This window comes from Nonomuraea glycinis, from assembly GCF_035920485.1.
Lineage (GTDB): Bacteria > Actinomycetota > Actinomycetes > Streptosporangiales > Streptosporangiaceae > Nonomuraea > Nonomuraea glycinis.
In genome coordinates, this window is record NZ_CP109166.1 from 9,606,350 (window position 1) to 9,628,195 (window position 21,846).

Below are 21,846 nucleotides of genomic sequence, written 5' to 3' on the forward strand. Positions count from 1 at the left end.
TTAACTGAAATATCCACTCATGGTTGAAGGGTTCATGGATCCAGAACAGCCCGATCCAGACCAGACCATCATGGTTCCCCGGAACGGCATGCCCCAGCAGCGGCCGGCACCCCCGGCCCCGCACGCCGGGTCGCTGGACCCCGCCCACACGCAACGCCTGCCGTACACCCCTGACATGCTCCCCGACGTGCCCGTCTACGAGGCGAAGCAGCCGCGGTCGGGCTGGTGGTGGCTGATCCTCGTGGGCGGGATCGCGCTGCTGGTGGCGGCACTGGCCGTGGGCGTCGTGCTGTGGAGCAGCGGCAACAGCTGACCCCCGCCAGCCCGGCGCCCATCAGCCATCAGCTCACCGGCCCGGCGGCCACGTTCACGCCCGGGCGAAGTCCATGGTCCAGTTCGTCTCCCAGCTCTGCTCGCCGTCCACCGAGAAGGCCTGCTCCCAGCGGCAGGAGTCCGCGCCGAGCACGGTCCAGATGAACCGGCAGCGCACCGGCGTGCCCTCGTAGGAGTCGTCGGCGTAGAACTCGCCCCGGTTCCCGTCGAAGGCGCCGACCATGGGCGGCAGGCCGAGCACGCCCGTGGCGCTGCTGGCCCAGTAGATGGACCACTGCCGCGTCTCGGGGTTGAAGATGCGCAGGGTCAGCCCGCTGAACCCCTTGGTGGGGAAGACGATCTCGTCGAAGTTCGCGGCGCCGTCGAAGTGGCGGGTGATGACGGACCTGCCGGGGAACTCGTCCCAGTCGTCGCTGCCGACCAAGGCCTTGGCCAGTCGGCGGTTGGTGACGTTCCAGGTGCCTGCGAGGAAGTCGAAGTCGTTCATGAGAGAACCGTAGGGCAGGGTCACTGACAGGTAGTGTCAGTGTAATGCGCGCTTCTCGACTGGTTTCGATCTTGCTGCTGCTGCAGACGCGGGGCCTGATGACCGCCCACGAGCTGGCCGGCCGGCTGGAGGTCTCGGTGCGGACCATCTACCGGGACATGGAGTCGCTGCACGCCGCCGGGATCCCGCTCTACGGCGACGCCGGTCCCAAGGGCGGCTACCGGCTGCTCGACGGCTACCGGACCAGGCTCACCGGGCTGACGACCGACGAGGCCGAGTCGCTGTTCCTGGCCGGGCTGCCGGGGCCGGCCGCCGAGCTGGGGCTGGGCGCGGTGGTGACGGCGGCCCAGCTCAAGCTGATGGCGGCGCTGCCGGTCGAGCTGCGCGACCGGGCCGGGCGGATCCAGGAGCGCTTCCACCTGGACGCCCCGACGTGGTATCGAGACCCCGAGCCGGTCACCCACCTGCCCGCCGTGGCCGACGCCGTCTGGAACGAGCACCGGATCCAGGTGCGCTACCGCCGCTGGAAGGCGCCCCAGGAGGTGGAGCGCCGCCTGGAGCCGTACGGGCTGGTCGTCAAGGCCGGGCGGTGGTATCTGGTGGCCCGCAGCGGCGAGGACGTGCGCACCTACCGGGTGTCGCAGATCCTGGACCTGCACCCGCTGCCCGAGCGCTTCACCCGGCCGGACGACTTCGACCTGACGGCTTACTGGCAGGCCTACCTGGCGGAGTTCGAGGCCCGCCTGCGGCGCGGGGAGGCGGTGGTGCGACTGTCGCCGGGCGGGCTGGAGCGCCTGGCCAACCTCATGACGCCCGGCGTGGTGACGGCGGCCCGGCAGAGCGCGGAGCCGCCGGACGCGCAGGGCTGGACCCGGGTGACGGTGCCCATCGAGTCGATCGACCACGCGGTGGGCGAGTTCCTCCGGCTCGGCGCCGACGCCGAGGTCCTCTCCCCCGCCGAGCTACGCGACCGCGTGGCCGCCACCGCCGAACAGCTCACCCTGCTGTACGGGCCGGCACGCAAAACCCCAGACGACCTGGCCGCCCCCGCCGAACAGGTCACCCCGCTCCACGAGTCATGACGTGAAACAGCCGGGCGGCCTGGCCGCCCCGCCGAACGGGTCACCCCGTCCCACGGGTCATGACGTGGAACCGCCGGGTGACCTCGTACCCGGCCTGGCGGTAGAGGTGACCTGCCGGGCTCGCCTCGTCCCCCCACAGGAACCACGCGGTACGCAGCCCTTCGGCGCGCATCCTGGCCATGGTCAGATGGAGCAGGATCTTGCCGAGCCCGGTGCCCCGCTCCTTCGCATCCACCCCGAACGGCCCGAACCGATCCCCGAACCCCCGATAAGCCCCGAAAACCGCAAACCCCACTATGTGATCTTTTTTCGCGATAACCATCCGCTGAGGGTCGGGGTGCCGCCTGATCGCCTCACCCCAGTCGGGGTTGAAGGCCCTGGCCGCGAACCCGATGAGCTCCGGCAGCTCACCGTCCGTCGGCGGGCGGAAGACGTACCCCTCGCTCTCCCGCGCGGCCCGCAGCCGCAGCACCTCGCCGGGCGTCACCTGGCCGACCAGCGTGCGGCCCATGGCGACCGGCGAGGAGCGGATCTCGAAACCGAGCCCCCGCAGCAGCCCGAACCCGCCGGGATAAAGCTCCACATCCACCCCGGGCAGCACATAGTGGGGCGTGTACGAGGCGAAGTCGACGCGCGCCCTGCCCCGCTCCCGCAGGAAGTCCAGCGCCTCGCCGAGGAGCCGCCGGCCCAGGCCACGCCCCCGCCGCTCCGGCACGACGAAGAAGAACGGGATCCACCCCGTCTCCGGCTCCAGATCGGACCCCGGCCCCGGCGGAACCAGCCTGCGAACCCCGTACGCGCATCCCACCACCCGGCCGTCCACCACCGCGACCCGCAGCCCCTCGGGGTCGAAGTTGGGATCGAGCAGCACGCACTCGCGCACCCACCCAGCAGTCGTGGGGTCCCCCGGCATGCTCCGGTTCCACGCATCCACCAGCCCGAGCTCATCCCCCGCCACGAACGCCCGCACCGCCACCATCCCCGATTCCTCCCCCAAGCCTCCAGCCACCCTCCCGACCCCACCCACCACGGTCAAGCCACGAGAGGCAACAATTTTCCCGTACGCCCACGTACCGAAAAATTCTTTCACCGCCATCCCAGGTGCTGCTGGTGGTGGAATCCCGAGATGTCGCCACCCATGGAGCTCGAAGCCGACCTGGGGTTCCGCCACTTACGGAGCTTGAAGCCGACCTGGGGTTCCACCACTTACGGAGCTTGAAGCCGACCTGAGAGTCCGTCACCCACGGAGCTTGACGCTGACCTGGCCGCCCACCTCGTCGAAGCCGAGCGCCCGAGCCACCCGGCGGGACGCCTCCGGCCGGGCCCGCCACTGCGGAAGCAGCCCGCGCTCCAGCGCGTCCGCGACCGCCGCGGAGGCCACGACCTTGGCCAGCCCCTCGCCGCGACGGCCTGCGGCGGTGAGCACCGACACGTGGGCCGCCGTGTCCAACCACGGCCGATATCCGGCCACGGCGACCACCTCCAGCCCCTCGCGCACCACGAACGCGTCCGAAACGATCTCCCTGAGCCCGCTCTCGCCGGCCTCCGCCGGATCCGACGCGTCCAGCAGCTCCCGCACGCGCACATCCCCCGCCGGAAGCCGCTCGACAGCGACACCCCCATGGACGGCAACGAACCCGCCGGCGTCGACGTACGCCAGCGACGCAGGCCCAAGAACGTCCTCCACGGCCAGCGCCCGCGGCAACCCCCCGAGATCGCCAAGATCGATCAGCCATCGCGGCGCCCCGTCGCGGCCCTCAGAGCCGGTCAGCCCTAGCGGCGCCCCGCCGTGGTCACCGAGGCCGTGGTCACCGAGGCCGCGGTCGCCGAGGCCGGTCAGCGCGGCCCGCAGCAGGGCGGCCGAGTCCTCGTCGGGCACCGTCGCGAGCACCGCCCCGCCTACCGCGACGACTCCCGCCCATCCGTCAGGGCACAGCCGCGACCCGGCGGAGACGACCACCCGCACCTGCCCCGGCTCGGGAAACCCACCCGGTACCCGGGCCAGATCCACCCACAGCCGACGGGCGCGTTCGAGAAGCATCTGGGTCACCTCCTAGACCAACGTCCGCATCGGCCCGCCGTTGTACGTCATGGCGTCCAGGAAGGCGGTGATGAGATCCACCTCGGTCCCCGCGGCGTCCGCGTACGCCCGGTGCAGGTTGAGCACCACCCTCTCGGCGTCCGCCCACTGCGCGAACTCCCCCAGGTCGGCCCCCTGCGCGGCCTCCAGCGGCGTGAGCCCCTCCTGCCGCCCCCTGCCCGCGACCTCGGTCAGGAACCGGTAGTAGCGCTCGTGCGCCGCCAGCACGCCGGGCAGGGAGCCCGCGTCCGCCAGCGGCCCATGACCGGGGACGACATGCTCGGGCTCGAAGGCCGCCAGCCAGTCCAGCGACCGCAGCGCCCCTTCCACCGACCCCATCAACAGCATCGGGGTCAGCCCGTGAAACAGCAGGTCACCGGTGAACAGCACACGCTCCTCCGGCAGCCACGCCACCACGTCCCCCGGCGTGTGCGCGGTATGCCCGGGATGCCGCAGCTCGATCCGCCGCCCGCCGGTGAAGAGCGTCAACTCCGACGAGAAGACCACCGACGGGGTACGGCGCGTCACGTTCCCCCAGTCGGGCACCGGCTCCCAGACCGGCGGGCAACCGTCGATCAAGGGGTCGACGAGCAGCGCCTCCCGCATCGCCGTATGACCGAAGATGACCGTCTCGTCGGGCAGCAGGCTGTTGCCGTAGGTGTGGTCGCCGTGCTGGTGGGTGTTCACCGCCATCCGCACCGGCGCGCCGCCGGTGGCCGCCGCGACCGCCCCCAGGAACCTGCGGGTACGCGGCTCGGTCGCGCAGGTGTCGACCAGCACCGTCCCCTCGTCGCCGGTCACCACCCCGGCGTTGTTGACCCACCAGGTGCCGTCCGGCTGCACCCACGCGTACACCCCAGGCGTGATCTCGTGCAGTCCCGCCTCATCCGGCTGATTCCCCATCACTGTTTCCTCCCCCAGGCTTCGCGCATGTCAGCACCCGTGACATGAGCGGAAGAATCACGATCTATCAAGATCTAACACCAGAGCAGTTGGGCCACGCGCCAGAACGCCGCAAGCCTCTCCGGGGCATGGCAGGGTGGCGGTCATGTTGATCGTGATGAGCGGCCTGCCGGGCGCGGGCAAGAGCACGGTGGCCGAGGAGCTCGGCCGCCGGATCCCCGCGCCGGTGCTGTCGGTCGACCCGGTCGAGGCCGCGATGTGGCGCGCGGGGATCGACCGCGACCAGCCGACCGGTCTGGCGGCCTACGTCGTGGTGGAGGCGCTCGCCGCCGGGATCCTCGCGCTCGGCCAGCGGGTGATCGTGGACGCGGTGAACGACGCCGAACCGGCCCGCGAGCAGTGGCGGGCCCTGGCCCGGCGCAGCGGTGCCGCACTGCGCCTGATCGAGGTGACCTGCTCCGATCCGGACACGCACCGGCGACGGCTGGCGGGCCGCCACCGCGACCTCGAGGGCTTCCCGGAGCCGACCTGGGACTCGGCGCAGGCCCGCCGCGCCGCCTTCACGAACTGGCGCGAGGACCGCCTGGTCCTGGACTCCGTGGCTTCGCCGGCGGACAACGTACGCACGGCCCTGTCGCACCTGGGACTCGAACGCTGACACACGAAAGGCCTGTGGGACACCGCCCACAGGCCTTCTCAGGGGTGGAGCTATGGGGATTCGAACCCCAGACCTCCTCCATGCCATGGAGGCGCGCTACCAACTGCGCCATAGCCCCTGGTCGCCGCGTCGAGCAAGCTCTTCGCGGCGCTCGGAGAGCATATAGCCATCCACGGGATTCGCCTAATCAGCCCGTACGGCGCGGGCCGTACGGGCTGATCGGGACCTTCACTGCCGCCCTTCGGCGTCAGGACTGTCGTCGCCGCTGATCGGCTCGGGCAGGGTGCCGGCGTTGTGCTCCAGCAGCCGCCACCCTCGCCGTCCCTGCTCCAGCACGGACCACGAGCAGTTGCTGAGCCCGCCGATGGCGGACCACGACTCCTGCGGCAGGCCGAGCAGCTCGCAGATGCCCAGCCGCAGCGCCGCGCCGTGGGAGGCGACGACCAGCAGCCCGTCATCGTCGAGCTTGGCCGCCCAGCGGCGCATGGCCGCGGCCACCCGGGCCGCCACCTCCGTCACGGGCTCGCCGTCGGGCGCCTCCCAGGCGACGTACTCCTGGGGCCAGCGCTCGGCGATTTCCCCGCGGGTGAGGCCTTCCCACTGCCCGCCGCCGCGCTCGCGGAAGTCCTTGTCCACCGCCACGTCGAGCCCGGCGAGGCGGCCGAGCGCCAGGGCGGTGTCATTGGCCCGCTGGAGGTCGGAGGAGACGATGAGGGTGGGCCGCAGCGCGGCGAGCAGCGAGGCCGCCCTCGCCGCCTGGGCGATGCCCGTCTCGTTGAGCTGGATGTCGGAGTGGCCCTGGAAGCGCTGCTCGACGTTCCACAGGGTCTGCCCGTGTCTCAGGCAGACGATCCGCTTGCTCAAGTGCGGGCCCTCTGGATGTTGGCCTGCATGATGCTCTCCGGCAGGCCGATCGCCGGGCAGTCCTTCCAGAGCCGCTCCAGCGCGTAGAAGGTGCGGTCTTCCTCATGCTGGACGTGCACGACGATGTCGATGTAGTCGAGGAGCACCCAACGGCCTTCGCGCTCGCCCTCCCGGCGTACCGGCTTGGCGTCCGCCTCGGTGCGCAGCCGGTCTTCGATCTCGTCGACGATGGCGCGGACCTGACGATCGTTGGTTGCGGAGCAGAGCAGGAAAGCGTCGGTGATGACGAGCTGCTCGCTGACGTCGTAGGCGAGGATGTCGTCGGCCAGCTTGTCCGCCGCGGCCTCTGCGGCGATTCTTACGAGCTGGACGGCTCTGTCGGTTGCTGTCACGATGCGGGTCGGTCCTCCTGTGTCGACAACATTCCCTCATGTTGAGGGTACCCGTTACGGCCGTGACGGCCCACGTGTGACGTGATTGGTTCAGCCATGGGCGTGATACAGCCCGCGTTTGTTGATGTACTGCACGATTCCGTCGGGCACGAGGTACCAGATGGGCTCCCCTTCCTCCACCCGCTGCCGGCACTCCGAGGAGGAGATGGCCAGCGCGGGGATCTCCAGCAACGTCACCTTGCCCTCGGGCAGCCCCGGGTCGTGCAGCGTGTGACCGGGCCGGGTACAGCCGACGAAGTGCGCGAGCTCGAACAGCTCATCGGCGTTCTGCCAGTCGAGAATGGCGCCGAGGGCGTCCGCTCCGGTGATGAAGTACAGCTCCGCGTCGGGACCGTACTTCTGCGAGATGTCGCGCAGCGTGTCGATGGTGAAGGTCGGCCCCGGACGGTCCACGTCCACCCGGCTGACGGAGAAGCGGGGGTTGGACGCGGTGGCGATCACGGTCATCAGATAACGGTCCTCGGGCGCGGAGACCTCGCGCTCCGCCTTCTGGTACGGCCGGCCCGTGGGGACGAAGACGACCTCGTCGAGCTCGAAGTGGTGCGCCACCTCGCTGGCGGCGACCAGGTGGCCATGATGGATGGGATCGAAGGTGCCTCCCATCACTCCCACACGTCGCTTCCCCTGGTTACCAGGCGCGTTCATCATGAAACGGACCTTAGTCGGACGCCTTATCACAACATGAGGTGACCCCCCTCGGTGATGGCCGCGCATCACTCCCGTTGCGGACGTAGCATGCCGGGCATGACGACCACCCCGGACCGCAACCGCGTCCAATTGCCCGGCATCTCGTCCCGTGCCTACGAACACCCCGCAGACCGGTCGGCCCTGGTCGCTCTGCGGAAGTTGAGCGGGTTCGACACGGTTCTCAAGCAAATGTCCGGCCTCATCAGCGAGCGCCGCCTGCGCCTGATGTACCTCGCGTCGGCCGTGCGGGTGAGCGAGACCCAGTTCCGCTCCCTCTACGACATGGGCCGCGACGCCGCCTACACCCTTGACCTGCACCGCATTCCCGAGATCTACGTCCAGCAGGACCCGCAGGTCCAGGCCAAGGCCATCGGCTTCGACGACCCGTTCATCGTCGTGACCACCGGCCTGCTCAACCTCATGAACGAGGAGGAGCAGCGTTTCGTCATCGGACACGAGACCTCGCACATCCTGTCGGGTCACGCCGTCTACCGGACGATGCTCGACATCCTCACCCGCCTGGCCTCCCGCGTGGCCTGGATCCCGCTCGGCTACATCGGCCTGCGCGCCATCGTGGCCGGCCTGGAGGAGTGGTACCGCAAGTCGGAGCTCTCCTCCGACCGCGGCGGCCTGCTCACCGGCCAGGACCCCGAGGCGGCCAAGCGCGCGCTGATGAAGCTCGCCGGCGGCGACTACACCCACGAGATGAACATCGAGGCCTTCCTCGCCCAGTACCAGGAGTACGACACCGCGGGCGACCTGCGCGACGGCTTCCTCAAGGTGCTCAACCTGCTCGGCACCACCCACCCGTTCGCCGTGGTGCGCGTGGCCGAGCTGGACAAGTGGCAGCGCAGCGGCGAGTACGAGCGCATCATCGGCGGCGACTACCCGCGCCGGGAGGACGACGCCAACGCCAGGGTCACCGAGGAGATGAAGGCGGCCGCCGATTCCTACCGCAGGTCCTGGTCGGAGTCCCAGGACCCGTTCATCGGCGTGCTGCGTGACGTGGCCGAAGGCGCCGTCGGCGCGGGCGAGCGCATCTTCAACAGGTTCGCGCGCCGCGACGGCCAGAGCTGACGAGCGACCACACCCCACGCGACGGCCGGCTGACCGACAGAACCCGCACCCGGCGCGACAGCCGCCGGGTCAGAGCAGCAGGGCGATCGCGCGCACGGCAGCCGCGCACAGGGCGACGAAGCCGCCCAGCACGGCCAGTGCGCGCAGCCCTTCCCTGCGCAGCTCCGGCATCCGGGCGCCGATCCGCTCGATCTCCCGGCCGGTGATGCCGCCGCAGAGCATGCCGAACACCACGCCCGCCACGGTGACCGGCGCGGGCTGCTGCCACCACAGCGAGTCGATCACGCCGCCGCCGGTGACCCAGAGCGCGCCGCCCGCCGCCACGGCGACGGGCGCACCGGGCCACACGACCGCCGTCGTGCCCGCGCCCACCAGCGCGAACGGGAACAGCAGCACCCGCAACGTCACCCGTACCCGCCGCGAGGTGCGCTTCCTGACCATCCAGTGGCCCATCCAGAGGGTCCTGGTCAGCACCACGAACACGGCGGTGATGCCGATGGAGGCGATCGGCCACATCACCGAGGCCACCACACACGGCACGGCCAGCACGGCGAGCAGCACCAGCGCCGTGTTGCCGGCCGGCAGGGTGGTGGCCTCGGACCTGAGCCGGGCCTCGCGGGCGGCCGTCTGGGTCCTGGTGCGGGCCCGTACGGCCGTCTGAGCGCCCTCCCGGACGCGGCTGCGCACCGCGGCACCCCTGCCGTCACTGCCCAGCCGGCTCCGCACCCCTGTCTTGCCGTCATCCCCGGCCCGCCCCCGAGACGACGGCACCTTGCCATCGTCCCCACGCACCCGGGACGACGGCGCCTTCCCGTCCCCCCGGGGAGACGGAACCTTACCCTCGTCACCGCGCCCCCGGGCCTTACCCTCGTCACCGCGCCCCCGGGCCTTAGCGTCCTCACCGCGCCCCCGCGCCTTCACATCCTCACCACGACCCCGGGCCTTCACCTCATCGCCACGGCTCCGGGGCGTCAGCCCCTTCCCATCGTCGCCACGGCCCCGCGCCGTCCCCTCCTCCACGCCACGACCCCGCGGCGACGGCACCTTCCCGTCAGTGGCCGCGCGGGCGGTGGCCGTACGGGGGCGAGGTGAGGGCACCTTGCCGTCGGCGCGCGGCCGAGGTGTCGCGGGCTCCTCGCCGGCGCGACCGCGCGGCGGCACGGACTTGGCGTCCTCTCCGGTACGGCCCCGCGCCTCCTCCTCGGCGGGCCCGGACCGGCCCCCGGGCTCGGCCTCGGTGGCGCTGGCGCTGGTCGCCTTGGCCAGCCGGGCCAGCCGGTCGGCCAGCAGCGCCGCGGTGGGCCGTTTGCCCGGCTCGCGGTTGAGCGCCGCCCGCACCAGCGGCAGCAGCGCCACCGGCACGCCCTTGAGGTCGGCGTGGCCGTTCAGCACCGCGTACATCTGCGCCTCGGGCGTGCCGCGCCCGAACGTCGGCCGCCCGGTGGCCGCGAACGCCACCGTCGCCGCCCAGGCGTGCACGTCGGCGGGCGACTCCACCTGCTCGTCGGCGAAGATCTCCGGCGCGGTGTAGCCGGGCGTGCCGAGGAAGGTGCCGGTCATGGTGAGCCGGGTGGCGTCGATCACCTGGGCGATGCCGAAGTCGATGAGCACCGGGCCGTCGTTGCCCATGAGGATGTTGCCGGGCTTGAGGTCGCGGTGCACGATCCCGGCCGCGTGGATGATGGCGAGCGCGGTGGCGATGCCATGCGCGAGGTCGACGAGCTGCGACAGGTCGAGCGACCCCTGCTTGCGTACGAGGTCCAGCAGCGTGGCGCCCTCGATGTGCTCCATGACCAGGTAGGGGCGGGCACACGACAGGTCGGCGTCGAGGACCTTCGCCACGTACGGGCTCTCGACCCTGCGCAGTGCGCGGACCTCGCGTTCGAGCCTGATGCGTGAGGATTCGTCCTCGTTGAGATCGTGCAGCACCTTGAGTGCGACACGCTCACCACGGCGAGCGCTCGCGAGGTAGACCTCGCCCATGCCGCCGCGGCCAAGCCGCTCCAGCAGGGTGTAAGGCCCGACCTTGCCGAGCTTGCTCACCGTCCCTCCCCGCTCGGCGCGCCCATAAGGGACACAACCCTAGCGCCGCGACGGTCGAAGACGTCGGCGGCGCGCCGAAGGTCCGGCCGCGAAGGTGGGAACCCTTCGCCGGCAGGCTGTCGAGCCCTGCTCCCGCCCCAGCCGCCTACGGCCCTGCCCCCTGTCCGATCCGGTCAGCTGCCCGACCCGGCGATGACCGTGCCCTCTGCGGTGCGCAGGTGGCCCTCGCCGGTGTAGACCCACTTGGTGGAGGTCAGCTCCGGCAGGCCCAGCGGGCCGCGCGCGTGCAGCTTCTGGGTGGAGATGCCGATCTCCGCGCCGAAGCCGAACTCGCCGCCGTCGGTGAACCGGGTGGAGGCGTTGACCGCGACCGCCGCCGAGTCCACCAGCGCCACGAACCTGCGGGCCGCCTGCTGGGAGCGGGTGACGATCGCCTCGGTGTGACCGGAGCCGTAGCGCCTGATGTGCGCCACGGCCTCCTCCAGCGAGCCGACCACCGCGGCGGCGATGTCGTAGGAGAGATATTCGGCGAAGAAGTCCTCCTCGGTGGCCGGCACCACCTCCCCGTGCCGGGCGATCGCCTCGTCACCGTGCACGGTCACACCTGCCGCCCTGAGCGCCTCCAGCGCTTTCGGTACGAACTCCGCCGCCACATCGGCGTGCACCAGGAACGTCTCGGCCGCATTGCACACCGAGGGCCGCTGCGCCTTGGCGTTGACCAGGATCTCCACGGCCAGCTCCTGGTCGGCCGCGGCGTCGATGTAGACGTGGCAGTTGCCGACGCCGGTCTCGATCACCGGCACGGTCGACTCCTCGACCACCGAGTTGATCAGCGACGCGCCGCCACGCGGGATCAGCACGTCGACCAGCCCGCGAGCGCGCATCAGCTCCTTGACCGAGTCCCGGGTGAGGCCCGGCACGAGCTGCACGGCCCCGGCCGGGACCTCGGTGCCCGCCAGCGCCTCCTGCATGACCTTCACCAGCGTGGTGTTGGAGGAGTAGGCGCTGGATGAGCCCCGCAGCAACGCCGCGTTGCCGCTCTTGAGGCAGAGCGCGGCGGCGTCGACGGTGACGTTGGGGCGGCCTTCGAAGATGATGCCGATGACGCCCATCGGCACCCTGAGCTGGCGCAGCTCCAGCCCGTTGGGCAGCGTGGAGCCGCGCACCACCTCGCCCACCGGGTCGGGCAGGTCGGCCACCTGCCGCACCGCCTCGGCGATGGCGGCGATCCGGGCCTCGTCCAGCCGGAGCCGGTCCACCATGGCCTCGGCGGTGCCCTGCGCCCTGGCCTGCTCGACGTCCTTGGCGTTGGCCTCGACGATCTCGGCGGTGTGCGCGACCAGAGCATCGGCGATGGCACGCAACGCCCGGTCCTTGGGCGCCCGCGGCAGCGGGGCCAGCTCGGCGGCGGCCTCCCGCGCGGCATGGGCGACCCGTAGGAACTCTGTTGTCATGCCTTCACTCCGCGTGCTCGTCGGACCTCAGCTGTGGGACTCCAGTATGACGATGTCGTCACGGTGAATCAGCTCGCGTTCATATTCCGGACCGAGGGTGACGGCCAGCTCTTTGGTGGAGCGCCCGAGCAGCTCGGGGATCTCGCCGGCGTCGAAGTTGACCAGTCCGCGCGCCAGCACCCGGCCGCGCGGCCCGCACAGGTCGACCGGGTCGCCCGCGGCGAACTCGCCCTCGACCGAGGTGACCCCGGCGGGCAGCAGCGACTTGCGCCGGGTGACGACGGCCTCGACCGCGCCCGCGTCGAGATGCAGCCGCCCGCGCCCGGTGGCCGCGTGGGCCAGCCACAGCAGCCGGGTGCCCGGATGGCGGCCGCCCGGGTGGAAGAAGGTGCCGATGTCGGCGCCGGCCAGCGCCTGGGCGGCGTGCGCGGCGGCGGTCAGCACCACCGGCACGCCCGCGCCGGTGGCGATCTTGGCCGCCTGCACCTTGGTGATCATGCCGCCGGTGCCGACCCGGCCGCCGCTCCTGCCGAGCTCGACACCCACCAGGTCCTCCGGCCCGCGGATCTCCGCCAGCCGGCGCGACCCGGCACGGCTCGGCGGGCCGTCGTACAGCGCGTCCACGTCGGAGAGCAGGACCAGCGCGTCGGCCCTGATGAGGTGCGTCACCAGGGCGGCCAGCCGGTCGTTGTCGCCGAAGCGGATCTCGTCGGTGGCGACGGTGTCGTTCTCGTTGACGATCGGCACGATGTCGAGATCCAGCAGCCGGTCCAGGGTCCGCTGGGCGTTGGCGTGGTGGGCCCGCCGCATCATGTCGTCGGCGGTCAGCAGCACCTGTCCGACGCGCAGGCCGTACCGGGCGAAGGAGGAGGTGTAGCGGGCGACCAGCACGCCCTGGCCGACCGACGCGGCGGCCTGCTGCGTGGCGAGGTCGCGAGGTCGCGAGGCCAGTCCGAGCGGGCCGAGACCCGCCGCGATCGCCCCGGACGAGACCAGCACGATCTGCGTGCCCGCGCGGCGGCGGGTCGCGAGCACGTCCACGAGCGCGTCGACCCGGTCCACGTCGATCGTGCCCGCGGGCGTGGTGAGCGAGGACGATCCGACCTTGACGACGACCTTGGACGCTGAGCTGAGCTGTTCACGCACGTCCAAACCTTATCCGAGGCTGTCCCACACCCTTGCGCCGGCAGCCACCCGCGCGATGGCCGGCCGGCGGCCGGCACACCAGCCGCTGCCGGCGGCCGTCACATCAGCCGCTCTCGGCCTGGCTCACCGTCCGCCGGTACACCTGTCGTTCACCGCCCGCCGGCGGCCGTCACATCAGCCGGTTGTCGGAGCCGCGCGGTCCCTGCCGCACCGCCTCGGCGTTGAGGGTGGGCTGCCAGTCGAAGACGTACCCGCCCTCCATCGGCCCGATCACGACCTCCGCCCCGGCGGTGGCGCCGGCCTTGACCAGCTCCTGCTCCACGCCGAGCCGCTCCAGCCGGTCGGCGAGATAGCCCACGGCCTCGTCGTTGGTGAAGTCGGTCTGCCTGATCCACCGCTCCGGCTTCTCGCCGGTCACCTGGAACATGCCGTCGTTCACCCGGCGCACCCGGAATCCGGCCTCGCCGAGCTGCTTGGGCCTGATGACCAGCCGCGTCGGCTCCTCGACCGGCCGGTTGGCGCGAGCGGCGGCCACCCACTCCCCCATCGCGAAGGTCAGCTCGCGCAGCCCGTCGTGGGTGGCGGCGGACACGGTGAAGACCCGCAGCCCCCGCTCCTCGAACTCGGGGCGCACCAGCTCGGCCAGCTCGCGGGCGTCGGGCACGTCCGACTTGTTCAGCACGACCATGCGCGGGCGGCCTTCGAGCTTGCCATAGGCGTGCAGCTCGGCCTCGATCACCTCGTAGTCGGTGACGGGGTCGCGCCCCGGCTCCATGGTGGCGCAGTCGATGACGTGCACGAGCATGTCGCAGCGCTCGACGTGGCGCAGGAACTCGTGGCCCAGCCCCTTGCCCTCGGAGGCCCCGGGGATCAGTCCCGGCACGTCGGCGACGGTGTAGATGTCGTCGCCCGCCGTCACCACGCCCAGGTTGGGGATCAGGGTGGTGAACGGGTAATCGGCGATCTTGGGCTTGGCCGCGCTCAGCGCCGCGATCAGCGACGACTTGCCCGCGCTGGGGAAGCCGACCAGCGCCACGTCGGCGACGCTCTTGAGCTCCAGCATGACGTCCAGCTCGTCACCGGGCTCGCCGAGCAGCGCGAACCCGGGAGCCTTCCGCTTGGCGCTGGCCAGCGCGGCGTTGCCGAGCCCGCCGTAGCCGCCCTGCGCGATCACGTAACGCGTCCCCGCGCCCACCATGTCGACCAGCACCTCACCGGTCTGGGCGTCCTTGACGACGGTCCCGCTGGGCACCGGCAGGATCACGTCCCCGCCGTTGGCCCCGTCCCGGTTGGAGCCCTGGCCCTGCTTGCCCTTGTCGGCCCTGCGGTGCGGGCGGTGGTGGTATTCGAGCAGGGTGGCGGTGTTGGGATCCACTTCGAGGATCACGTCGCCGCCGCGCCCGCCGTCGCCGCCGTCGGGGCCGCCCAGCGGCTTGAACTTCTCCCGGTGTACGGAGGCGCAGCCGTTCCCCCCGTCACCGGCCCTGACATGCAGGATCACCTGGTCCACGAAGTCCGGCATTTCCGCTTCTCCTCCATCGGCCCCTGGGGGCGCCTCATGCGACCTCGCCAACGGCGGGTCCTGCCTCAAGCAGAGGCGCGGCACCGGTCACGGCGCCGCGCCCCAAACAGCGAAAGGGTGGATCGGCAGGCGATCCACCCTTTCTACAACCCGCGACGCGGCGTATTTACTCCGCGACGGGGACGATGCTCACGGCGCGACGACCGCGCTTGGTGCCGAACTGCACGTGGCCCGCGGACAGCGCGAACAGCGTGTCATCGCCACCACGGCCGACGTTGTCGCCGGGGTGGAAGTGGGTGCCACGCTGACGGACGATGATCTCGCCCGCGTTGACCAGCTGGCCGCCGAAGCGCTTGACGCCCAGGCGCTGAGCGTTGGAGTCGCGGCCGTTCCGGGTGGACGACGCGCCCTTCTTGTGTGCCATCTCTCTAGCTCCCGATCAGGCCTGGTCGATACCGGTGATCTTCACCTGGGTGTACCGCTGACGGTGACCCTGGCGCTTCTTGTAACCGGTCTTGTTCTTGTACTTGAGGATGCGGATCTTGGGGCCCTTGGTCTCACCGAGGATCTCGGCGCTGACCATGAACTTGCCCGCCTCCGTGGTGACATCGCCGTCGTTGACGACGAGCACCGTCGGCAGCGAAACCGAAGAGCCGACATCGCCGGCGACCTTGTCCACTTCGAGGACGTCACCGACGGAGACCTTCTGCTGCCTGCCGCCGCAACGAACGATCGCGTACACCGCGGAACCCTTCTACTGACTCACTGTTGCGAACACCGGCCATCCCATGCGGAATGGCCGTTGACTCCGAATGCTGCGCCCGTCATTCGGCTCATCTGGAACCGACGAACCGTGGGGCGCGCCAACAGGGCACGTCACCCGACGCACCGGTTGTCTAGGGTACCGGATTAACGGCGCCCTAGGCGAACCGGACGATTCATCGGACAGTCCACCGAGCAGCGCTGCTACTCGCCGGACCTGGCTCGGCGGGAGCGTCGCCGCCCCCTGCCGGATGTCTGGCCGGCCTGGTCGTCCTCAGCCGGGACGTCTTCAAGCGCATCGGTCACGGTATCACGACCTGCGGAGTCCTTGGCCGCGGAGACCTTCTCCGAGACCGCCTTCTCCACCGCCATCTTGCCCTGGGTGCCACGCGGCTCGGGCTTGTGCTCGACCGGCTCCGTGGAGACGATCAGGCCACGCCCGTTGCAGCAGTCACATGGCGTCGAGAACGCCTCCAGGAGGCCCTGACCGACCCGCTTACGCGTCATCTGGACCAGACCCAGCGATGTCACCTCGGCCACCTGGTGCTTGGTCCTGTCGCGCGCCAGGCACTCCAGCATCCGCCGCAGCACCAGATCGCGGTTGGACTCCAGCACCATGTCGATGAAGTCGATGACGATGATGCCGCCGATGTCGCGCAACCTGAGCTGGCGGACGATCTCCTCGGCCGCCTCCAGGTTGTTGCGGGTGACGGTCTCCTCCAGGTTGCCGCCCTGGCCGGTGAACTTGCCGGTGTTGACGTCGACGACGGTCATCGCCTCGGTCCGGTCGATCACCAGGGAGCCGCCGCTCGGCAGCCACACCTTGCGCTCCATCGCCTTGCCGAGCTGCTCGTCGATCCGGTACGACTCGAACACGTCGCCCTGCTCGCCGTCCCACTTCGACAGCCGCTCGCCCAGGTGCGGCGCGACGTACTGGACGTACTCGTCGACCGTCTCCCAGGCGTCCTCGCCCTGGACGACCAGCGAGGTGAAGTCCTCGTTGAAGACGTCACGGACGACCCGGACGGTCAGGTCCGGCTCGGCCGACAGGAGCTCGGGCGGGCTGGCGTTCTTGGCCTTCTTCTGGATGGCCTCCCACTGCGCCGACAGGCGGGCCACGTCGCGGGCCAGCTCCTCCTCCGAGGCGCCCTCCGCCGCCGTGCGGACGATCACGCCGGCGTTCTCGGGCATGACCTTCTTCAGGATGCTCTTGAGCCGGGTGCGCTCCTTGTCGGGCAGCTTGCGGCTGATCCCGGTCATCGAGCCGTCGGGCACGTAGACCAGGTAGCGGCCGGGCAGGCTGATCTGCGAGGTCAGGCGGGCGCCCTTGTGACCGATCGGGTCCTTGGTGACCTGCACCAGCACCGACTGGCCGGACTTCAGCGCCGACTCGATGCGCTTGGGCTGGCCTTCCATGCCGGCGGTGTCGAAGTTGACCTCACCGGCGTAGAGGACGGCGTTGCGGCCCTTGCCGATGTCGACGAAGGCGGCCTCCATCGACGGCAGCACGTTCTGGACCTTGCCCAGATAGACGTTGCCGACGTAGGACTGGCTGGCCTCCCGGTTGACGTAGTGCTCGACGAGCACGCCGTCCTCCAGCACCGCGATCTGCGTGCGGTCGCCCGTACGGCGCACCACCATCATCCGGTCGACGGACTCCCGGCGGGCCAGGAACTCCGACTCGGTGATGATCGGCGGACGCCTGCGGCCCAGCTCGCGGCCCTCGCGGCGGCGCTGCTTCTTGGCCTCCAGCCGGGTGGAGCCGCGCACGCTCGTCACACCGTCGGTGGCCACGTCCTGCGAGGCGGCGCGTCCCGAGCGGGGCGCGCGGATGCGCACGACCGTGTTGGGCGGGTCGTCCCCAGCGGGCTCGGCGACCTCCTCGTCGGAGCCACGCCTGCGCCTGCGGCGACGGCGACGGGAGCCGGTGCCCTCTTCCTGGGACTCCTCGGGCTGCTCCTCCTCGCCCTCCTCTTCGCCGTCCTCGGCGTCCTCTCCGTCGTCCTCGGCATCGTCACGCTCACGCGACTTGCCACGGCCCCGGCCGCCCCTGCGGCGACGCCGGCGGCGGCTGCCGCCCTCGTCGTCCTGCTCGTCGGAGCCGTCGAGGTCGCTCTCGTCCTCGGCGCCGGCCTCCTCGGCCGTCTCCACGCTCACCTCGGCGACCGGCTCCGGCTGCACCTGGGGCTGCGGCTCCGGGCGCACCGGCTTGGCCTGCGTCGGGTCGGGCGCCTGGAACAGCGGCGCGAAGATGGCCGCGGGCCGCTGGAAGGCCGTCCCCGGCTGGTCCTGCCTGCGCACGGTCAGCCCGAACGGGTCGGACAGCAGATTCGGCTTGTCCTCCTCGTCCAGGTCCTCCCCGGCGGGCTCGTCGTCGAGCGGCTCGTCCTCGGGCAGAATCTCCAGAATGTCCTCGTCGGCGTCAGCTCCGCCGGCTCGCCGCGCGGCCGCCTCACCGACACCGGCAGCAGCCTGCGCCGCCACCGCTTCATCAGCCGGTACGGTCCCGGCACGCGCCGCACTCGCCCCGCCGGTCCCGGCACGCTCGGCGCCCGCCAGGTCCGCCTCGGCGGAATCGGCCGACGGGCGCGTCGCGTCCAGTTCGGCCTCCGGCTTCTTCCGGGTGCGGCGCCGCCTGGCGGGGGCCTCCTCAGCGGCCTGCTCGCCACCCTCGACGGCGCCGGCGTCCGCCGGGCTCTCCGCCACGCCGGCGGCCTGCGCGGCGCTGTCCGCGCCACTGAGGGCGTCCTGCACCCCGGCGGCGCCGTCCGCCGCGGCCTCCTCGGCCTTCTTGCTGGTACGGCGGCGCGTCGTGGTCACGGTCGACCGGGTCCGCGCGCCCCGCTTGGGCTTGTCCGCCTCCACGGCGGCGGCCACGGCCTCCTCGACCGGGCCGACCACCGCCTCAGCGGAAACGTCGGACGCCTGCGGCTCAGTGGCGGACGTACCGGACACACCTACAGCGGCGGGCGTACCCACAGCGGTGGACGTACCGGAAAGTCCGGACGCACCTGCAGCGGACGTACCGGACGTGCTCGCGGGGGGCTCGTCGGGTGTGCCGGCGGCGCGCTGCGCCGCCGCCGTGCTGGGCACGGACCGTCCCTCGGTCACCGAGGGGGCGGCCTGTGCGGCGAGGGCGGTGGCCGGCGCCGAAACCGGCTGCTCGGGCAGCTCGGGTGGCGGACCGGCCGGTCGGCTGGCCGCTCGGCGGCGCCTGGTCACCGTGGTCTGTTCTGTTGTCTCCCCGTCGGGGCCAATGGCCCCGGCGTTGGGCTCGTTCTCGTCGAGCATGCGGGCGCTCTCCCGTCAGCCCCCGGGCGCGTCGCCGCGCCGCGCAGGAGCCATCGTGTCTCGTTGTCCGCCACGCCCCCTTTCGAGGGCATGGCGCCAAGTCCTGTCAGTGGTAGCGCCCCGCGGGGCGCCTTCCTTAACCGACGTCGTGCTCACCCGCCGGTCCCGCCTCGCCGCCGCGCGTAGTCTCGCGGTCCAGGTCGAGCGGGTCGGCAAGCGCACCGGTGCTGTCGTCCAGCGGCCCCTGCGCCAGCCTGGTCACCTCGGGGGGGACCGGCGGCGCGAAGTCGGCCACAAGGCGCAGCCCTGTGAGCACATCGTCGGGTCGAACGGCAGGCGTCATGTGCCGAACAACCATGCGCAGTATGACACACGACTGTCCAGCCACCTGAGCTGCAGTTCCCTCTGTTCCCTCTGCTCCCTCGGGCACCGTGAGTCTCAGCACGGCCTCCCGAGCGTCGAAGCGGCGTGGCCCCTTCTTCATGAGGCGCTCGACCTCCACGGTGCCGGCCGCGAGAAACTTCTCCACCGCTGTCACGGCGAGGTCGCGATCGGCATCACGCAGGCGCACCTCCCACTCGGAGACTTCCAGGCGGTCGGCCAGCGCGCCGGGGCCGGCCTCGACAACGTCGAGCACATCCAGGCCCGGCGGCAGCGATCCGTCAAGGTCGGTCCTGACCTGCTGCGGATCGCACGGCGTCGTGACGCCGATCTCGAGGTATTCGGCTTCGCTGGCAACGCCGGTCGGCGCCGCTCCCGCGTAGGAGATCTTCGGATGAGGCGAGAAGCCCGCACTGTAAGCCACCGGAATGTCGGCACGGCGGACCGCTCTTTCGACGGCCCGCGAGATGTCGCGGTGACTGGTGAAGCGCAGGCGTCCGCGCTTGGCGTAGCGCACACGCAGGCGCTGCACCGTTGGCGCGGGCGGAGGCCCATCTGGAACAGGTTTCAGAGCCTTGTCGTCCTTCCCTTGTCGCAGTTCCTTCGTCTCAGGATATGCCGCCCGGAGGCCTGCCCGGCTCAGGATCATGTACGGCGAGACACCGGGCGCGCACTCAGCGCCGCTAGACGACGGTCAGGGGAAGGAGTTTCTTACCGGTCGGACCGATCTGGATCTCCGTCCCCATGGTGGGACAGACGCCGCAGTCGTAGCAGGGGGTCCAGCGGCAGTCCTCGACCTCGCCGCCGTTGACGGCCTCCTGCCAGTCCTGCCAGAGCCACTCCCGGTCGAGCCCCGCGTCGAGGTGGTCCCAGGGCAGGACCTCGTTCTCCTCGCGTTCGCGCACGGTGTACCAGTCGACGTCGACGCCGGCCTTGGCCGCCGCCGCCATCCACCGCTCGTAGGAGAAGTGCTCGCTCCAGCCGTCGAAGCGCGCGCCGTCCTCCCAGACGTTCCGGATGACGGCGCCGATCCGGCGGTCGCCACGCGAGAGCATGCCTTCGACGATCGACGGCTTGCCGTCGTGGTAGCGGAAGCCGATGGCCCGGCTGTATTCCCTGTCTGACCTGAACGACTCGCGCAGCGCCTTGAGCCGCCGGTCCACGGTCTCGTGGTCGGCCTGCCCCGCCCACTGGAACGGGGTGTGCGGCTTAGGCACGAACCCGCCGATGGAGACGGTGCACCGGATGTCGCGCGACCCGCTGGCCTCGCGGCCCGCCTTGATGACCTTCTTGGCCAGGTCGGCGATGCCGAGCACGTCCTCGTCGGTCTCGGTGGGCAGGCCGCACATGAAGTAGAGCTTCACCTGCCGCCAGCCCTGTGAGTAGGCGGCGGTGACGGTGCGGATGAGGTCTTCCTCGGTGACCATCTTGTTGATCACCTTGCGCAGCCGCTCGGAGCCGCCTTCGGGAGCGAAGGTGAGGCCGGAGCGCCTGCCGTTGCGGGAGAACTCGTTGGCCAGGTCGATGTTGAAGGCGTCGACGCGGGTGGAGGGCAGCGACAGCGAGGTGTTGGTGCCTTCGTACTGGTCGGCCAGGCCCTTGGCGACCTCGCCGATCTCGCTGTGGTCGGCGGACGACAGCGACAGCAGGCCGACCTCGTTGAAGCCGGACTCCTTGATGCCGTTCTCGACCATGGCGCCGATCGTGGTGATCGAGCGCTCGCGCACCGGACGGGTGATCATCCCGGCCTGGCAGAACCGGCAGCCGCGGGTGCAGCCGCGGAAGATCTCCACACTGAACCGCTCATGCACCGTCTCGGCCAGCGGGACCAGCGGCTTCTTCGGGTACGGCCACTCGTCGAGGTCCATGACGGTGTGCTTGTGCACCCGCCACGGCACGTCGGTCCGGTTGGGCGCCACGCGCTTGATGCGACCATCAGGGTGATAGTCCACATCATAAAATTTCGGGATATAAACCCCGCCGGACTCGGCCAGCCGCATCAGCAGCTCGTCCCGCCCGCCGGGCTTGCCCTCGCTCTTCCACTCCCGGATGACCTCGGAGATGGCGATCGCGATCTGCTCCCCGTCGCCCAGCACCGCCGCGTCCAGGAACTCGGCGACCGGCTCGGGGTTGAAGGCGGCATGACCGCCCGCGAGCACGATCGGATCGTCCTCGCCCCGGTCCGCGGCCAGCAACGGGATGCCGGCCAGATCCAGCGCGGTCAGCATGTTGGTGTAGCCGAGCTCGGTGGAGAACGACAGGCCCAGCACGTCGAAGGCGCGCACCGGCCGGTGGGCGTCGACGGTGAACTGCGGCACGCCCTCGGCGCGCATCAGCGCCTCAAGGTCGGGCCAGACGGCGTAGGTGCGCTCGGCCAGCGTGGCGGGCAGCTCGTTGAGGATCTCGTAGAGAATCGCGACACCCTGGTTGGGCAGCCCTACTTCGTAGGCGTCCGGGTACATCAGCGCCCAGCGCACGTCGGTGGTGTCCCAGTCCTTCACCGTCGAGTTGAGCTCACCCCCGACATACTGGATGGGCTTCTGCACCTTCGGCAGCAGCGCTTCCAGGCGGGGAAAAATCGACTCGACAGGCATACGTCCCACACTAGCGGGGCCCATGACATG

The 21,846-nt window shown here is 71.0% G+C and carries 20 protein-coding genes and 1 tRNA gene; 4 read left to right on the forward strand and 17 right to left on the reverse strand.

The window, feature by feature from the left end; all coding sequences use genetic code 11:
- The first annotated feature begins 34 nt into the window (after positions 1-34).
- Positions 35-313, forward strand: a complete 279-nt coding sequence (locus OHA68_RS45075) for a hypothetical protein (RefSeq protein WP_327105720.1) — start codon at positions 35-37, stop codon at positions 311-313.
- 54 nt (positions 314-367) lie between these two features.
- Here the strand turns inward: OHA68_RS45075 and OHA68_RS45080 are convergent, their stop codons facing one another.
- Positions 368-820 carry a hypothetical protein gene (locus OHA68_RS45080; RefSeq protein ID WP_327105721.1) on the reverse strand — a complete coding sequence of 151 codons (453 nt, stop codon included), beginning with the start codon at positions 818-820 and terminating at the stop codon, positions 368-370.
- 44 nt (positions 821-864) lie between these two features.
- Between OHA68_RS45080 and OHA68_RS45085 the strand changes: the two genes are divergently transcribed.
- Positions 865-1,902, forward strand: coding sequence for a helix-turn-helix transcriptional regulator (locus OHA68_RS45085; protein WP_327105722.1), 1,038 nt, complete (start codon positions 865-867; stop codon positions 1,900-1,902).
- A gap of 40 nt (positions 1,903-1,942) precedes the next feature.
- On the opposite strand, the gene OHA68_RS45090 is transcribed toward OHA68_RS45085, so the two are convergent.
- The 3 genes from OHA68_RS45090 to OHA68_RS45100 form a co-directional block, all read right to left on the reverse strand.
- Positions 1,943-2,899 carry a GNAT family N-acetyltransferase gene (locus OHA68_RS45090; protein ID WP_327105723.1) on the reverse strand — a complete coding sequence of 319 codons (957 nt, stop codon included), beginning with the start codon at positions 2,897-2,899 and terminating at the stop codon, positions 1,943-1,945.
- Positions 2,900-3,139: 240 nt separating this feature from the next.
- A complete protein-coding gene (locus OHA68_RS45095) occupies positions 3,140-3,943 on the reverse strand; it encodes a GNAT family N-acetyltransferase (RefSeq protein WP_327105724.1) in 804 nt (267 codons plus the stop codon).
- A gap of 12 nt (positions 3,944-3,955) precedes the next feature.
- Positions 3,956-4,885, reverse strand: coding sequence for an MBL fold metallo-hydrolase (locus OHA68_RS45100; protein ID WP_327105725.1), 930 nt, complete (start codon positions 4,883-4,885; stop codon positions 3,956-3,958).
- 145 nt (positions 4,886-5,030) lie between these two features.
- Between OHA68_RS45100 and OHA68_RS45105 the strand changes: the two genes are divergently transcribed.
- Positions 5,031-5,543: an AAA family ATPase gene (locus OHA68_RS45105; RefSeq protein ID WP_327105726.1), complete on the forward strand. Its 513-nt coding sequence runs from the start codon at positions 5,031-5,033 to the stop codon at positions 5,541-5,543.
- A gap of 45 nt (positions 5,544-5,588) precedes the next feature.
- Here OHA68_RS45105 and OHA68_RS45110 read toward each other — a convergent pair.
- The 4 genes from OHA68_RS45110 to nadD all read right to left on the reverse strand — a co-directional run bounded on the left by OHA68_RS45110 (position 5,589) and on the right by nadD (position 7,507).
- Positions 5,589-5,661, reverse strand: a tRNA-Ala gene (locus tag OHA68_RS45110).
- Positions 5,662-5,771: 110 nt separating this feature from the next.
- Positions 5,772-6,407: a histidine phosphatase family protein gene (locus OHA68_RS45115; protein WP_189144693.1), complete on the reverse strand. Its 636-nt coding sequence runs from the start codon at positions 6,405-6,407 to the stop codon at positions 5,772-5,774.
- Positions 6,404-6,799 (reverse strand): ribosome silencing factor, encoded by a 396-nt coding sequence (rsfS, locus tag OHA68_RS45120; protein ID WP_189144692.1) that lies wholly within the window; start codon positions 6,797-6,799, stop codon positions 6,404-6,406. The genes OHA68_RS45115 and rsfS overlap by 4 nt, the downstream gene beginning before the upstream one ends.
- A 90-nt stretch (positions 6,800-6,889) precedes the next feature.
- Positions 6,890-7,507, reverse strand: a complete 618-nt coding sequence (gene nadD, locus OHA68_RS45125) for a nicotinate-nucleotide adenylyltransferase (protein WP_189144691.1) — start codon at positions 7,505-7,507, stop codon at positions 6,890-6,892.
- A gap of 87 nt (positions 7,508-7,594) precedes the next feature.
- On the opposite strand from nadD, the gene OHA68_RS45130 reads away from it, so the two are divergent.
- Positions 7,595-8,623 carry a M48 family metallopeptidase gene (locus tag OHA68_RS45130; RefSeq protein WP_372462299.1) on the forward strand — a complete coding sequence of 343 codons (1,029 nt, stop codon included), beginning with the start codon at positions 7,595-7,597 and terminating at the stop codon, positions 8,621-8,623.
- 69 nt (positions 8,624-8,692) lie between these two features.
- Here OHA68_RS45130 and OHA68_RS45135 read toward each other — a convergent pair whose 3' ends face one another.
- The 9 genes from OHA68_RS45135 to OHA68_RS45175 form a co-directional block, all read right to left on the reverse strand.
- Positions 8,693-10,666: a protein kinase domain-containing protein gene (locus OHA68_RS45135; RefSeq protein ID WP_327105727.1), complete on the reverse strand. Its 1,974-nt coding sequence runs from the start codon at positions 10,664-10,666 to the stop codon at positions 8,693-8,695.
- Positions 10,667-10,839: 173 nt separating this feature from the next.
- Complete coding sequence (locus tag OHA68_RS45140) at positions 10,840-12,120, reverse strand: glutamate-5-semialdehyde dehydrogenase (RefSeq protein ID WP_327105728.1); 1,281 nt, start codon at positions 12,118-12,120, stop codon at positions 10,840-10,842.
- Positions 12,121-12,147: 27 nt separating this feature from the next.
- A complete protein-coding gene (gene proB, locus OHA68_RS45145) occupies positions 12,148-13,266 on the reverse strand; it encodes a glutamate 5-kinase (protein ID WP_407674404.1) in 1,119 nt (372 codons plus the stop codon).
- Positions 13,267-13,435: 169 nt separating this feature from the next.
- On the reverse strand, positions 13,436-14,788 hold the full coding sequence (gene obgE / locus OHA68_RS45150; RefSeq protein ID WP_327105730.1) for a GTPase ObgE: 1,353 nt from the start codon (positions 14,786-14,788) through the stop codon (positions 13,436-13,438).
- Between the two features lie 166 nt (positions 14,789-14,954).
- The gene (gene rpmA, locus OHA68_RS45155; protein ID WP_189144684.1) at positions 14,955-15,212 is read right to left on the reverse strand and encodes a 50S ribosomal protein L27; all 258 of its coding nucleotides are present in this window, start codon (positions 15,210-15,212) and stop codon (positions 14,955-14,957) included.
- A 15-nt stretch (positions 15,213-15,227) separates the two neighbouring features.
- The gene (gene rplU, locus OHA68_RS45160) at positions 15,228-15,530 is read right to left on the reverse strand and encodes a 50S ribosomal protein L21 (protein WP_189144683.1); all 303 of its coding nucleotides are present in this window, start codon (positions 15,528-15,530) and stop codon (positions 15,228-15,230) included.
- Positions 15,531-15,754: 224 nt separating this feature from the next.
- Positions 15,755-18,841 carry an Rne/Rng family ribonuclease gene (locus tag OHA68_RS45165; RefSeq protein WP_327105731.1) on the reverse strand — a complete coding sequence of 1,029 codons (3,087 nt, stop codon included), beginning with the start codon at positions 18,839-18,841 and terminating at the stop codon, positions 15,755-15,757.
- Between the two features lie 136 nt (positions 18,842-18,977).
- A complete protein-coding gene (locus tag OHA68_RS45170; protein WP_225278218.1) occupies positions 18,978-19,754 on the reverse strand; it encodes a TIGR03936 family radical SAM-associated protein in 777 nt (258 codons plus the stop codon).
- Between the two features lie 151 nt (positions 19,755-19,905).
- Positions 19,906-21,816, reverse strand: a complete 1,911-nt coding sequence (locus OHA68_RS45175) for a TIGR03960 family B12-binding radical SAM protein (RefSeq protein WP_327105732.1) — start codon at positions 21,814-21,816, stop codon at positions 19,906-19,908.
- Positions 21,817-21,846 lie beyond the last annotated feature (30 nt).